Source organism: Klebsiella sp. C283, assembly GCF_048822555.1.
In the GTDB taxonomy this organism is placed as follows: Bacteria; Pseudomonadota; Gammaproteobacteria; order Enterobacterales; family Enterobacteriaceae; genus Klebsiella; species Klebsiella quasipneumoniae.
Genome location: NZ_JBMEZS010000002.1, coordinates 28,472 through 41,802, shown reverse-complemented (window position 1 = coordinate 41,802; position 13,331 = coordinate 28,472). Strand labels below are relative to the sequence as shown.

At 58.8% G+C, this 13,331-nt stretch carries 13 protein-coding genes; 7 read left to right on the top strand and 6 right to left on the bottom strand.

Annotated elements, in window-relative coordinates; all coding sequences use genetic code 11:
* Positions 1–28 precede the first annotated feature (28 nt).
* Entirely contained in the window at positions 29–2,074 is a 2,046-nt protein-coding gene (gene dcp / locus ACOI7Z_RS03185) for a peptidyl-dipeptidase Dcp (protein WP_137916281.1), read from the bottom strand.
* A 130-nt stretch (positions 2,075–2,204) separates the two neighbouring features.
* On the opposite strand from dcp, the gene ydfG reads away from it, so the two are divergent.
* Positions 2,205–2,954 carry a bifunctional NADP-dependent 3-hydroxy acid dehydrogenase/3-hydroxypropionate dehydrogenase YdfG gene (gene ydfG / locus ACOI7Z_RS03180; RefSeq protein WP_023289559.1) on the top strand — a complete coding sequence of 250 codons (750 nt, stop codon included), beginning with the start codon at positions 2,205–2,207 and terminating at the stop codon, positions 2,952–2,954.
* A 91-nt stretch (positions 2,955–3,045) separates the two neighbouring features.
* Complete coding sequence (locus ACOI7Z_RS03175) at positions 3,046–3,732, top strand: GntR family transcriptional regulator (protein WP_004206025.1); 687 nt, start codon at positions 3,046–3,048, stop codon at positions 3,730–3,732.
* 51 nt (positions 3,733–3,783) lie between these two features.
* Here ACOI7Z_RS03175 and ACOI7Z_RS03170 read toward each other — a convergent pair whose 3' ends face one another.
* From ACOI7Z_RS03170 to ACOI7Z_RS03155, 4 genes are all read right to left on the bottom strand, one after another.
* Positions 3,784–4,215: a universal stress protein gene (locus ACOI7Z_RS03170; RefSeq protein WP_048334875.1), complete on the bottom strand. Its 432-nt coding sequence runs from the start codon at positions 4,213–4,215 to the stop codon at positions 3,784–3,786.
* Between the two features lie 268 nt (positions 4,216–4,483).
* Complete coding sequence (locus tag ACOI7Z_RS03165; RefSeq protein WP_086076189.1) at positions 4,484–5,947, bottom strand: mannitol dehydrogenase family protein; 1,464 nt, start codon at positions 5,945–5,947, stop codon at positions 4,484–4,486.
* A 269-nt stretch (positions 5,948–6,216) separates the two neighbouring features.
* Positions 6,217–7,500, bottom strand: coding sequence for an MFS transporter (locus tag ACOI7Z_RS03160; RefSeq protein ID WP_137916282.1), 1,284 nt, complete (start codon positions 7,498–7,500; stop codon positions 6,217–6,219).
* A gap of 114 nt (positions 7,501–7,614) precedes the next feature.
* Positions 7,615–7,977: a YnfA family protein gene (locus ACOI7Z_RS03155; RefSeq protein WP_072140454.1), complete on the bottom strand. Its 363-nt coding sequence runs from the start codon at positions 7,975–7,977 to the stop codon at positions 7,615–7,617.
* Positions 7,978–8,085: 108 nt separating this feature from the next.
* Between ACOI7Z_RS03155 and ACOI7Z_RS03150 the strand changes: the two genes are divergently transcribed.
* Both ACOI7Z_RS03150 and speG read left to right on the top strand, forming a co-directional pair.
* Complete coding sequence (locus tag ACOI7Z_RS03150; protein ID WP_004206035.1) at positions 8,086–8,427, top strand: DUF1283 family protein; 342 nt, start codon at positions 8,086–8,088, stop codon at positions 8,425–8,427.
* A gap of 66 nt (positions 8,428–8,493) precedes the next feature.
* Positions 8,494–9,054, top strand: a complete 561-nt coding sequence (gene speG, locus ACOI7Z_RS03145; protein WP_004206037.1) for a spermidine N1-acetyltransferase — start codon at positions 8,494–8,496, stop codon at positions 9,052–9,054.
* On the opposite strand, the gene ACOI7Z_RS03140 is transcribed toward speG, so the two are convergent.
* Positions 9,048–9,758 (bottom strand): YnfC family lipoprotein, encoded by a 711-nt coding sequence (locus ACOI7Z_RS03140; RefSeq protein ID WP_023289554.1) that lies wholly within the window; start codon positions 9,756–9,758, stop codon positions 9,048–9,050. The two genes, speG and ACOI7Z_RS03140, sit on opposite strands and share 7 nt — an antisense overlap.
* Positions 9,759–9,859: 101 nt before the next feature.
* Here ACOI7Z_RS03140 and ACOI7Z_RS03135 point away from each other — a divergent pair, with 101 nt between their 5' ends.
* The 3 genes from ACOI7Z_RS03135 (at position 9,860) to ACOI7Z_RS03125 (ending at position 13,331) form a co-directional block, all read left to right on the top strand.
* Entirely contained in the window at positions 9,860–10,129 is a 270-nt protein-coding gene (locus tag ACOI7Z_RS03135) for a DUF1161 domain-containing protein (RefSeq protein WP_004206039.1), read from the top strand.
* A gap of 150 nt (positions 10,130–10,279) precedes the next feature.
* A complete protein-coding gene (gene ynfE, locus ACOI7Z_RS03130) occupies positions 10,280–12,703 on the top strand; it encodes a selenate/tellurate reductase subunit YnfE (protein ID WP_137916283.1) in 2,424 nt (807 codons plus the stop codon).
* A 10-nt stretch (positions 12,704–12,713) separates the two neighbouring features.
* Entirely contained in the window at positions 12,714–13,331 is a 618-nt protein-coding gene (locus ACOI7Z_RS03125; RefSeq protein ID WP_137916284.1) for a DMSO/selenate family reductase complex B subunit, read from the top strand.

The following is a 13,331-nucleotide window of genomic DNA, read 5'->3' as shown; positions in this document are numbered from 1 at the left end:
AATCGATCGCTTCTCACCGCCCGATGGCCTATGCGCTCAAACCGCGATTTTTCAGCATCGGCTCAATCTGTGGATCGTGCCCGCGCCACTGGCGATAAAGTTCAGCTAAATCAGCGCTATTGCCGCGCGACAGAATCGCTTCCCGGAAGCGCTGACCGTTCTCACGGGTCAAACCGCCCTGCTCCACGAACCACTGATAGCCGTCGTCGGCCAGCATCTGGGTCCACAGATAGGCATAATAGCCTGCAGCATAGCCGCCGCCGAAGATATGGGAGAAGTAGCTGCTGCGATAGCGCGGGGGAACGGCCGCCAGATCGAGGTGTTCTTCCCGGAGTACCCTCTGCTCAAATGCGTCCACCTCGTCCGGAAATCCGGTGGTCGACAGCGTGTGCCAGCGCATATCGAGCAGCGCGGCGGCTAGCAGCTCGCTCATGTCATACCCTTTATTGAAGGTTGCAGCACGCAACATATTGTCGCGCAGCGCCTCCGGCATCGGCTCTCCGGAGCGATAGTGCTTCGCATAGTGGGCGAATACCTGCGGATGGCTGGCCCAGTGTTCGAAGATTTGCGACGGAAACTCGACAAAATCCCGCGGGGTATTGGTCCCGGAGAGGCTGGCATAGCGCTGGCTGGCGAACAGTCCGTGCAGTGCGTGGCCAAACTCATGGAACAGGGTGATCACCTCATCCCATGACAACAGCGCGCTCTGTCCGCTCTGCGGCCGGCTATAATTGCAGACGTTATAGATAACCGGGCGCTGCTCCCGCAGGGTCGACTGTTCGACAAACACGTCCATCCAGGCGCCGCCGCTCTTTGAATCGCGCGCGAAATAATCACCGTAAAACAGCGCCATCCCTTCGCCATTGTGGTCGAAGACCTCCCAAACCCGCACATCCGGGTGGTACACCGGGATGTCAAAGCGTTCCACGAAGCGGAGCCCAAAGAGCTGCGATGCCGTCCAGAAGACGCCGTCCTGCAGCACGCGCTCGAGGGCAAAATAGGGTTTGAGCTGTGCGTCATCAATGGCATAGGCAGCCCGCCGCACCTGCTCGCTGTAGTAGAGCCAGTCCCATGCCTGCGCGCGAAACTCCCCGCCTTCGTTGTTGATCACCTGCTGGATGTCCGCCAGCTCACGTTCCGCCCTCGCCCGCGCCGCCGGCGCAATCTGACGCATAAAGCCCAATGCCTCCGCCGGAGAAGCCGCCATTTGATCGGTCAGCGCCCAGCTGGCGTAATTTGTCGCCCCCAACAGTTCCGCCTGCTGCGCGCGGATAGCCGCCAGCCGCAGCACCAGACTACGGGTATCATGCTCATCGCCCTGCTGATTGCGCGTCCAGCCGGCGGCGAAGAGATTCTCCCGCGTTTGCCGGTCGCGCAGCGCAAGCAGCTGCGGCTGCTGGGTGGTGTTGGTCAACGTCAGCAGCCAGCGATCGCCGAGCCCTTTTTCCCGCGCCGCGTCGGCCGCTGCCGCTATCTCCTCATCGGTCAGGCCATCCAGTTGATGCCGGTCATCGACCACCAGGCCACCGCTTTTCGCCGCCCCCAGCAGCCGCTGCTGGAACTGACTTTGTAAAGTGGCCGCTTCGGTGTTCAGGGCGCGCAGCACCGCCTTCTGCGCCGGGGCCAGCGTTGCCCCGGCGTGAACAAAGCGTTGCCATGTCAGGGTCAGAAGACGCCGGGATTCGTCGTCAAGCGAGAGCGTCTCGCGCTGCTCGTAGACGCTGTTCACCCGCTGGAATAAAGCCTCGTTGAGCCAGATGTCATTCCCCAGCCCGGCGAGCTCGGCGGAAAATTGTTCATCCAGTGATTGCAGATAAGGGTTGGTATGGGCGCTGGCCATGGCGAAAAAGACCCGCGTCACCCGCGCCAGCAGCTGTCCGCTCTGCTCCAGCGCCTCGAGCGTGTTGGCGAAACTGGCCGGCTGCGGATTGTCGATAATGGCGCGGATCTCCTCGCGCTGCTGCCGGACGCCCTCATCAAACGCCGGCCGATAGTGACTGTCTTCAATCAGATCAAACCGCGGCGCCTGGTAAGGCAACAGACTGACGCTAAAAAAGGGGTTTTGTTCGGACATCTTTCTCTCCTGTACAGGCTTATCCTGTAAGATTAGGCTTCTCCTTAAGGGGTCGCAATGATTTCCGTTACCGGTCGCCGCCTGTGCGTGCTATGGTATGAAAACACAAAAAGCGTTGAGGAACAGTAAGATGATTATCATGGTCACCGGCGCCACTGCCGGTTTTGGTGAAAGTATTACTCGCCGTTTTGTCGCTAACGGTCATAAAGTGATTGCGACCGGACGTCGCGAAGAGCGCCTGAAGACGCTGAAAGACGAGCTGGGCGATAATCTTTATATCGCGCAACTGGACGTTCGCAACCGCGCCGCTATTGAGACGCTGATTGCCGACCTGCCCGCCGAGTGGCAGGCAATCGATGTGCTGGTGAACAACGCGGGTCTGGCGCTCGGTCTGGAGCCGGCGCACCGCGCCAGCGTGGAAGACTGGGAAGATATGATCGACACCAATAATAAAGGGCTGGTGTACATGACCCGCGCCGTCCTGCCGGGCATGGTGGCGCGCAATCGCGGCCACATCATCAACATCGGCTCCACGGCAGGCTGCTGGCCTTACGCCGGCGGTAACGTCTATGGGGCGACCAAAGCCTTCGTCCGTCAGTTCAGCCTCAATCTTCGCACCGACCTGCACGGCACCGCGGTGCGCGTCACCGACATCGAGCCGGGTCTGGTGGGCGGCACCGAGTTCTCGAACGTCCGCTTTAAAGGCGATGACGCCAAAGCCGGTAAAACCTACGAGAACACCGAAGCCCTGACGCCGGAAGATGTGACCGAGGCGGTCTGGTGGGTGGCCACCCTGCCGAAACACGTCAACATCAACACCCTGGAGATGATGCCGGTGAGCCAGAGCTTTGCCGGACTCAGCGTTCACCGCCAGGGCTAACCGTCAGCCACCCGGCCTGCTGGCCGGGTATGGGCGGAACCGCAAAAAACGCGTAAAATAGTGCGCATAACCCCATAAAAAGTAACCATCAATGGCCGCAGAATCGCAACTGAATCCGACGCAACCCGTCAATCAGCAAATTTATCGCATCCTCCGCCGGGATATCGTTCACTGCCTGATCCCGCCTGGCACGCCGCTGTCGGAGAAAGAAGTCTCCGTGCGTTTTGCGGTATCTCGTCAGCCGGTGCGCGAGGCCTTTATTAAGCTGGCGGAGAATGGACTTATCCAGATCCGTCCCCAGCGCGGCAGCTACGTCAACAAAATTTCCCTGTCTCAGGTGCGCAATGGTTGCTTTGTCCGCCAGGCGATTGAATGCGCGGTGGTCCGCCGTGCCGCTGGCATGATTAACGATGAGCAAGTCTATCAGCTGGAGCAGAATCTTCATCAGCAGCGTATTGCCGTCGACCGTCAGCAGTTAAACGACTTTTTCCTGCTTGATGATGAATTTCACCAGAAGTTGTCAGTTATTGCCGATTGTCAGCTGGCCTGGGATACGGTGGAAAACATCAAAGCCGCTATTGACCGCGTGCGCTACATGAGCCTCGACCATGTCTCCTCCCCGGAGATGCTGCTGCGCCAGCATCATGAAATTTTCACCGCGCTGGAAAAACGCGACGCCGAGGCGGTCGAGAAAGCCATGAGTATTCATTTGCATGAAATCAGCGAATCCGTGCTGTTGATCCGCCAGGAGAATCGCGACTGGTTTAGCGAAGAGTAAGGATCAGACGGCTGCGAAATAAGGCAGACGCAGCCGTCGTAATGGAAAGGATTATCTGACCACCAGCACCGGCGTTTTGGCGTAGCGCAAAATGGATTCGGCGTTGGAGCCCAGCAGATGGGTGGAGATCCCCGGTTTGCGGGAGCCAATCACTATCACATCGAACGCTTCGTTGTTACTGATAGCCAGAATTTCATCGCGCACGTTACCAAAGACGACCCGGGTATGGATCCGCGACATCGGTATGTCGAACAGTCGCGCCACCTCGCGCATCTTTTTCTCCGACTCTTCCTGCATATAGGCTTCGAATTTACGAATATCCGCCGTAAACCCGCGTAATAACGAACGGCTGCTGTTCGGCAGAACGTTGAGCAAGGTGATTTCGCCATTTTCCGCCGACGCGAGAAATTCCGCGTGACGCACTGCCTTATCGCTTAAATCCATTTCAAAAACATCAACAGGCAATAAAATTTTTTTATACATGGCCCGCACTCCTTTTCCAGAGAAAGTGATTTTTCAATAACTTAACTATGCCATTTTTGCGGTGAATGACCAGCCTTTATTCGGAAAAATAACAGCTAATTATCTTTAGTAAATCAGGGAAATATAGAGTTATGTAAGGACATTGCGGTCGATCATATTTTTAGTCTGCTAAAAGCGATCTACAGCAAAAAAAGATATATCAGCGGAACCGTGCGGAAACAGCAGAAGAGCCGGTGTCGACCCCATGACCGACACCGGGAATAAACGATTATTGCGCCTCAGCCCATGCGGCAACGGTGGCTTTGGCCCCCTGACGCTGCAGCGCAACATAGGCGCGGGTCACCGCCGAGACGAACCGAGCTTCCTGCGGCAGTTCACGGCCGAAGATGGCCTCAATGCCCAACAGCGCTTTGACGCGCGCTTCGCCATCGGCGCTGGCGGCAACCGCCTCCTTGATCACCGGCAGCAGCGGATCGCAAATTTCGATCGCCTGGCCGGCGTCGTCAACACCGCCGACATAGCGCATCCAGCCCGCCACGCCCAGCGCCAGCAGCGTGAAGTCATGCTGGTGCGCCAGGTGCCAGCGTACCGAGTCCAGCATGCGCTGCGGCAGCTTCTGGCTACCGTCCATGGCAATCTGCCAGGTACGGTGTTTGAGCGCCGGATTGCAGTAGCGGTCAATCAGCAGACTGGCATAGTGTGACAGATCCACCCCCTGCACTTTCAAGGTCGGAGCCTGCTCGTCCAGCATCAGCGCCAGCGCCGCGCGGCGGTAGTTGTCATCCTGCATACAGTCGTTGATATGCTGATAACCGGCCAGATAGCCGAGATAGGCGAGGAACGAATGGCTGCCGTTGAGCATCCTCAGCTTCATCTCTTCGAAAGGCACCACATCGGCGACCAGCTCCGCCCCCGCTTTCTCCCACTGTGGACGTCCGGCGACAAAGTTATCCTCAATCACCCACTGGCGGAAAGGCTCACAGGCCACGCCAGCCGGGTCGCGCACGCCGGTCAGCTGTTCAATTTTATCGAGGGTTTCCGCCGTCACCGCCGGGACAATACGGTCCACCATGGTCGACGGAAAGGTGACATTCTGTTCTATCCATGCGGCGAGATCCGCGTCCAGCGCCCGGGCGTAGGCGCAGACGACGTTGCGCATCACATGACCGTTTTCCGGCATGTTATCGCAGGACATCACGGTAAAGGCCGACAGCCCTGCCGCCCGGCGACGCGCTAAGGCCGCCACCACCACGCCCACTGCCGATTTCGGCTGGCGCGGGTTAGCGAGATCGGCGGCGATCAGCGGGTGATCGAGCTGCAGCTCGCCGCTGGCTGGCGAATGGCAATAGCCTTTCTCGGTAATGGTCAGGGAGACAATGGCCACCTGTGGCTCACACATCGCCGAAAGCACGGCCTCGAGACCATCGACCTGGGCGTGCAGCGCCTGCTTCACCACCCCGACCACGCGCGCGGTCCACGCGTCGGCGGACATTTCTGCCACGGTGTACAGCAGATCCTGCTGCCGGAGATCGGTGATCTGCTGCTCGCCGCCAATCAGGTTGACTTCAGTGTAGCCCCAGTCGCTGCCGTGCTCGCTGGCCAGTATATCGGCGTAGACCGCCTGATGGGCGCGGTGGAACGCGCCAAAACCCAGATGGACGATACGGGGAACCAGCGCGCGGCGATCGTAGTCCGGCTGTATGGCGTTAGCGGTTAAGAGGGTGTTTTCCATGATGACTCTCGTTGTTATGTGGCTCATCAACCATTCTCTGGGAGAACTCTCGAGGAGAATGCCTTTGTGCCTCAACCATCTCACGCAATTGGTATAACATCTTTGATTTCTGTCAACTACCATACAAGAAGCTTTTGCCGGGTTGTGGCTGCTGGCGAGCGATCACAAAATCTCTGGGATGGCAGGAGATAATCCGCCGCGAAGCGGTAAGAGAAGATGGAGCATGGCGCAGGCCGCGCCTCCCTGCGGGCCTGTGGCTTCCTGGTCGGTTAATCGATGCGGGTTTTGACGATAAAGAAGTAGCACAGCGCCCCGGCGAAGGTCACCCCGGCGGCGATCACCAGCGCCAGATTGAAAGAATGGGTGGTATCCACGACCCAGCCGGTGACTATCGGCGCGAAGGAGGCAAACACAAAACTGCCAAAGTTCTGGATCGCCGCCACCGACGCCACTTTATGCTCCGCCACCAGCACCTGTACCAATCCCCAGGCCGAGGTGCCAGCGAAATGGACGCAGAACAGCGCCATAGAGATAAATGCCACCGCCTGGGTCGGCGTGGACGATTGCACCACCAGCAGCGTTCCCAGCGCCGACAGCACCAGACCGGCAACGATCGCCGTTTTGCGGGTTTTCGCCAGATCGTAGCCTCTGCGCGCCAGGGCGTCGACCACCAGACCATTGACCCACATCCCCACCGCCGCGGCGAGGAACGGGATCGCCGCCACCCAGCCGGTGCGCGCCAGGCTTAACCCCTGCTGAGCCTGCAAATAACCGGGCAGCCAGGCGATATACAGCCAGCCGGTATAGTTCACCCCGGAGAAGCCGAGGATCATCCCCCAGGTAGTACGCCGTTTAAACAGCGCCAGCCATTCGCTCAGTTTCAGCGCCGGCCGGGCCACCTCCTCGCTGGCCAGATAGCGTTGCTCCTCCTCCTGGAGGGTAAATTGCCGCCGGTTACGGTATCCCACATACCAGCACAGGCCGACCAGAATACCGGCTAAACCAATCACCACAAACATTGTCCGCCAGCCCCAGGCCAGCTGCATGATGACCAGGGCCGGCGGGGCGATGGCTTGCCCCAGCACCGTGGAGGAGTTAAATATCCCCACCGCCGTGCCGCGCTCTCTTTGCGCATACCAGTCGTTGATCGATTTCACCCCGGCGGGCATAAACGGCGCTTCACCGATCCCGAGGCCAATGCGCAGCAGAATAAAATGCGAGAACGAATTAACCATCCCGGTCAGGGCCTGCATCGCAGACCAGAATATCAGCCCGGCGCCCAGCACAACCCGCGGTCCGAGGCGATCCAGCAAAATGCCCGAGGGCAGTTGCGCGAAGCCATAGGAGAGCGAAAAAGCGGAGAGCAGCACCCCGAACTCGGTGGCGCTCAGACCCAGATCGGCGCGTATCGCCTCCCCGGCGACACTCAGGGAAGAGCGGTCAAGAAAGTTAACGATCCCGGCGATAAACAGCAGCGTCAGGGTGATCTTCTGCACCCGACGGATGCGCAGCGGCGTCGCGCCCGCCTGTGGGGCAAATGTCTCAATAGCCATCGTGATTCCTTACAGAGTCATAACCCAATATGATGTCTGATAAGTAAGGCAACAGGTCGACTACCATACAAGAATTAGGGTTTAAAAAAGTGGTAGGGATCACATAAGACGGGCTTACGCTCGTCCCCAGCCCGCCACGATAATCAGCATGCCGCACAGGGCGATGGCCGCCCCCGCCCAGTCATAATGGGTTAATTTGACCCCATCAACGACCCGCAGCCAGAGCAATGCGGTACAAACGTACACGCCACCGTAGGCGGCATATACCCGCCCGCTGGCGGTCGGATGGAGCGTCAGGAGCCAGACGAACAGACCCAGCGCCAGGCCGGCGGGGATCAGCAGCAGCGGCGTGGCCCCGCGCTTTAACCATAGCCACGGCAGATAGCAGCCGACGATTTCACACAGGGCGGTGGCAAAGAACAGCAGCGTTGTTTTGAGCATTAAAAGATTCGTAAAAGAGACAAAGCGTTGAACTATTCTACGCGATAATAGCCCTTTCCCTACGCTGTTTCGTCGGCTATGCCCGGCAAAAGAGCTGTAGTAAACTTAACCTGAGGGTTAACCCATCACTTAAAGGAAACCGTGATGAACATGACACTGAACAAACGCTGGTGCCTGACCGCCATTCTGGCGTTAAGCGCCGTCGTCTATACCTCCAGCTCGTTCGCGGCCACCGACCGGCTGGTGATTGAGTCCGGCGACAGCGCGCAAAGCCGTCAGCAGGCGTCGATGGAAAAAGAGCAATGGAACGACACCCGCAGCCTGCGCCAGAAGGTGAACAAACGGGCGGAAAAAGAGTGGGACAAAACCGATGTCGCCTTTGACGCGCAGGATAACTGCCAGAAGAGCGCCAACGTCAATGCCTACTGGGAACCAAACACCCTGCGCTGCCTTGATCGCCGCACCGGCCGGGCGATCAATCCCTGAGCACGCTGGCGCCTGCGGGCGCCGCCTTTCAGCCCCCTCTTTTCCGCTTTGACCACAGGAATACCCATGACCGACGCGCTACACGTCAGACTCCGCCCCCTTGAGCGCGAAGATTTGCGCTTTGTTCACCAGCTCGACAACAACGCCAGCGTGATGCGCTACTGGTTTGAAGAGCCCTATGAAGCCTTCGTTGAGCTTTCCGATCTGTACGACAAGCATATTCACGATCAAAGCGAGCGTCGCTTTGTGATCGAATGCAATGGCGATAAAGCCGGACTGGTGGAGCTGGTGGAAATCAACCATGTGCACCGCCGGGCCGAATTTCAGATCATCATCTCACCCGACTTCCAGGGAAAAGGCCTCGCCACCCGCGCCGCACGGCTGGCGATGGACTATGGCTTTACCGTGCTCAATCTGTATAAGCTGTATCTGATTGTGGATAAAGAGAATGAAAAAGCGATCCATATTTACCGCAAGCTCGGCTTTATGGTCGAGGGTGAACTGATCCATGAGTTTTTCATTAACGGCGAGTACCGCAACACCATCCGCATGTGTCTGTTCCAGCATCAGTATCTGGCGGAACACAAAACGCCGGGCCCGTCTCTGCTGAAGCCGACGGCTCAGTAATAATCAATGCGGTTTTTAATCGTGTAGTGACGGGTCAGCGGCGGCTGGACGCTTTCATCGATCACCTGCAGCTCACAGCTCAGCGGATTGTCATGGCGATCGTAGTCGCAGGTCTGGCGCACCGTGCCCAGCGTGCGGTCGTTGAAGGTGCTGATGGCGGTATAGTCCATTTTCTTGCGCGGATCCTTCGACGGCGTGGAGGCGACGGTAAATCGCTCCTCTTTGGCGGTGGTGGTTTTCCCCAGCGGATAGCCATCGCTGTCGTAACGGTAGGTGGCGGTAGTCTCTTTGCCGCGGGCGCTGATAATAAAGCCGTTATCATCCGTTTCCCAGCTCACGCCGGTGGCGGGCATCTCTGCCAGCTGACATTTCCCCTGCAGACGCAGCCGCTTCTCATGGGTGCGGCCATCGACGTAGTAGTTGGCGTCCAGCAGCAGCGTGGCGCCGGTGTTATTCTCCACATCCTCCAGCGTCAGCAGATCGAAACATCCCTCTTTTGACAGCTGCGCGCTCACCTTCTTGACCACCACATCGTGTTCGTCCAGTAACGTCTGGCTAAAATCCTTCACCGGACCGCGCAGCGGATCGAACTCAAACTCATTGGAAAAACTCGCCATCTCCGGGGTGAAGGCTTCCGGGGCGCTTTCGCGGTCGCACGCCGTCAGCAGCAGCGCGGTGGGGATCAACCAATACAGTCTTTTCACAGGTGATTCCTTTTGTGTACATCCAATCATATTAGCAAATACAATTGTTTACACCAGTTCTGCTATGCTTAAATCTGGATACCATCGATAAGGAGCGTAAGATGAAACTATCCCTCTGGACAGGCGCCGCGCTGCTGCTGTGCTCCACTACCGTGCTGGCGGCCCCCGACTCCTGTGAACGGGTCAAAAATGATATTCAACAGAAGATCATTAACAATGGCGTACCGGAAACGGCCTTCAGTCTGGCCATCGTGCCAAACGACCAGGCGGACCAGCCCGGCGCTCAGGTGGTGGGTCATTGCGCCAACGACACATTCAAAATCACCTACACCCGTAACAGCGACAGTCCCGCCGAAAACGACGCTCAGTAAGCCCGCCTCGCTTTCAAACGAAAGATCTTATCCCTGCATTGACCAGGGATAAGATCTGCCGGCTACCCATAACGTATTATCGCTCACCCCGGCGTCTGTTGAAGACGCGGCGGCCCTTCTCCGCCCAGCATAACTATCATGGAGTGAGCAATGTCGAATCAGGAATCTTCCGGCGGCGTCACCCGACGCGCGCTACTTAAATCCACAGCCCTCGGTTCTCTGGCGCTGGCCGCCGGCGGGCTTCCCCTGCCCTTTACGCTGCGCAGCGCCGCGGCGGCGGTACAGCAGGCTGCCGGCGACAACACCCGCATTGTCTGGGGCGCCTGTTCGGTCAACTGCGGCAGCCGCTGCGCCCTGCGGCTGCACGTGCGTGATGATGAAGTGGTCTACGTGGAAACGGATAACACCGGCGACGACCGCTACGGCGATCATCAGGTCCGCGCCTGCCTGCGCGGGCGTTCGATTCGCCGGCGCATCAACCACCCTGATCGCCTTAACTATCCTATGAAGCGCGTCGGCAAACGCGGAGAAGGCAAATTTGAGCGTATCAGCTGGCAGGAAGCGCTGGATACCCTTGCTGACCGTCTGAAACGCGTCGTCGCGCAATATGGCAACGAAGCCGTGTACATTAACTACTCATCAGGAATTGTCGGCGGGAACATGACCCGCTCCTCGCCTTCCGCTTCGCCGGTGGCGCGGCTGATGAACTGCTACGGCGGCTCGCTTAACCAGTACGGTACCTACAGCACCGCGCAGATCGCCTGCGCCATGCCCTACACCTACGGCAGTAACGACGGCAACAGCACCTCGGATATTGAAAACAGTAAGCTGGTGGTGATGTTCGGCAACAACCCGGCGGAAACCCGCATGAGCGGCGGCGGCATTACCTGGTATCTGGAACAGGCCCGCGAGCGCTCCAACGCGCGGATGATCGTTATCGATCCGCGCTACACCGATACCGCCGCCGGTCGCGAAGATGAGTGGATCCCCATTCGCCCCGGCACAGACGCCGCGCTGGTCGCCGGTATCGCCTGGGTGTTGATTAACGAAAATCTGGTGGATCAGCCGTTCCTTGATAAATACTGCGTCGGCTACGATGAGAAGACGCTGCCGGCCGGGGCGCCGGCAAACGGCCACTATAAAGCCTATATCCTCGGCGAGGGCGACGACGGCGTCGCCAAAACGCCGCAGTGGGCTTCGCGTATCACCGGCATCCCCGCCGATCGCATCATTAAGCTGGCGCGCGACATCGGCATGAGCAAACCGGCCTACATCTGCCAGGGCTGGGGGCCGCAGCGCCAGGCCAACGGCGAACTCTCCGCCCGGGCGATCGCCATGCTGCCGATCTTAACCGGCAACGGCGGCAACAGCGGCGCCCGTGAATCGACCTACACCATCACCATCGAGCGTCTTCCGGTGCTGGAAAACCCGGTGAAAACCGCCATCTCCTGCTTCACCTGGACCGACGCCATCGCTCGAGGCCCGGAGATGACCGCCACCCGCGACGGCGTGCGCGGCAAAGAGAAGCTGGATGTGCCGATCAAGTTCCTGTGGAACTACGCGGGCAATACCCTCATCAACCAGCACTCCGACATCAATAAGACCCACGAGATCCTGCAGGACGAAAGCAAGTGCGAAACCATTGTGGTTATCGACAACTTTATGACCTCGTCAGCGAAATACGCCGACCTGCTGCTGCCCGACCTGATGACCGTTGAGCAGGAAGATATTATTCCCAACGATTACGCCGGCAATATGGGCTATCTGATTTTCATCCAGCCCGCCACCTCGGCGAAATTTGAACGCAAACCGATTTACTGGATCTTAAGCGAAGTGGCGCAACGGCTCGGCGACGATGTCTACCAGCGTTTTACCGAGGGACGTACTCAGGCGCAGTGGCTGCAGCATCTGTACGCCAAAATGGTGGCGAAAGATCCGGCGCTGCCGGCCTACGATGAGCTGAAGCGAATGGGCATCTACAAGCGCAAGGACCCGAACGGCCACTTCGTCGCCTATCGCGACTTCCGCCGCGATCCTGAAGCGCATCCGCTCAAAACCCCGTCCGGCAAAATTGAGATCTACTCCAGCCGGCTCGCCGAAATTGCCGCCCGCTGGCAGCTGGAGAAAGACGAAGTCATCAGTCCGCTGCCGGTCTATGCCTCCACATTTGAAGGCTGGGACGATCCGCTGCGCAGCCAGTATCCGCTGCAGCTGTTTGGATTTCATTATAAGGCGCGCACCCATTCCAGCTACGGCAACGTGGACGTGCTGCAGGCCGCCTGCCGTCAGGAAGTGTGGATCAACCCGCTGGACGCGGAAAAACGCGGGATTAAAAACGGCGATCTGGTGCGGGTGTTCAACCAGCGCGGCGAAGTCCGGCTGCCGGCGAAAGTGACGCCACGCATCATGCCGGGCGTGTCGGCGATGGGCCAGGGCGCGTGGCACGACGCCAATATGGCCGGGGACCGGGTTGACCATGGCGCCTGCATGAATACCCTGACCACCCATCGCCCCTCGCCGCTGGCGAAAGGGAATCCGCAGCATACCAACCTGGTCGACATCGAGAAGGTTTAAGGAGTAAACCATGAGCACGCAATATGGATTCTTTATCGACTCCGCTCGCTGTACCGGGTGCAAAACCTGCGAGCTGGCCTGTAAGGACTATAAGAACCTGACTCCGGAAGTCAGCTTCCGTCGCATCTATGAGTACGCCGGCGGCGACTGGCAGGAGGACAACGGCGTCTGGCAGCAGAACGTGTTCGCCTATTACCTCTCCATCGCCTGTAACCACTGCGCCGATCCGGCCTGCACCAAGGTCTGCCCGAGCGGAGCGATGCACAAGCGCGAAGACGGTTTTGTGGTGGTGGATGAAGAGGTGTGCATCGGCTGCCGCTACTGTCATATGGCCTGCCCGTACGGCGCGCCGCAGTATAACGCCGACAAAGGCCATATGACCAAGTGCGACGGCTGCCACGAGCGCGTCGCCGAAGGGAAAAAGCCGATCTGCGTCGAGTCCTGCCCGCTGCGGGCGCTCGATTTCGGCCCCATTGCCGAACTGCGCGCTAAGCACGGCCAGCTGGCGGCGGTGGCCCCGCTGCCCTCGGCGCACTTCACTCAGCCGAGCATCGCGATCAAACCTAACCGCAACGCCCGGCCGTGTGGCGATACCACCGGTTATCTTGCAAACCCGAAGGAGGTGTGA

Bases quoted from the DNA above. Each gene is read 5' to 3' on its own strand.
- ACOI7Z_RS03135 (WP_004206039.1), top strand. From the start codon at position 9,860: ATGAAACTATCCCTCTGGACAGGCGCCGCGCTGCTGCTGTGCTCCACT.
- ydfG (WP_023289559.1), top strand. From the start codon at position 2,205: ATGATTATCATGGTCACCGGCGCCACTGCCGGTTTTGGTGAAAGTATT.
- ynfE (WP_137916283.1), top strand. From the start codon at position 10,280: ATGTCGAATCAGGAATCTTCCGGCGGCGTCACCCGACGCGCGCTACTT.
- ACOI7Z_RS03125 (WP_137916284.1), top strand. From the start codon at position 12,714: ATGAGCACGCAATATGGATTCTTTATCGACTCCGCTCGCTGTACCGGG.
- ACOI7Z_RS03160 (WP_137916282.1), bottom strand. From the start codon at position 7,500: ATGGCTATTGAGACATTTGCCCCACAGGCGGGCGCGACGCCGCTGCGC.
- ACOI7Z_RS03170 (WP_048334875.1), bottom strand. From the start codon at position 4,215: ATGTATAAAAAAATTTTATTGCCTGTTGATGTTTTTGAAATGGATTTA.
- ACOI7Z_RS03150 (WP_004206035.1), top strand. From the start codon at position 8,086: ATGAACATGACACTGAACAAACGCTGGTGCCTGACCGCCATTCTGGCG.
- ACOI7Z_RS03175 (WP_004206025.1), top strand. From the start codon at position 3,046: ATGGCCGCAGAATCGCAACTGAATCCGACGCAACCCGTCAATCAGCAA.
- ACOI7Z_RS03165 (WP_086076189.1), bottom strand. From the start codon at position 5,947: ATGGAAAACACCCTCTTAACCGCTAACGCCATACAGCCGGACTACGAT.
- dcp (WP_137916281.1), bottom strand. From the start codon at position 2,074: ATGTCCGAACAAAACCCCTTTTTTAGCGTCAGTCTGTTGCCTTACCAG.
- speG (WP_004206037.1), top strand. From the start codon at position 8,494: ATGACCGACGCGCTACACGTCAGACTCCGCCCCCTTGAGCGCGAAGAT.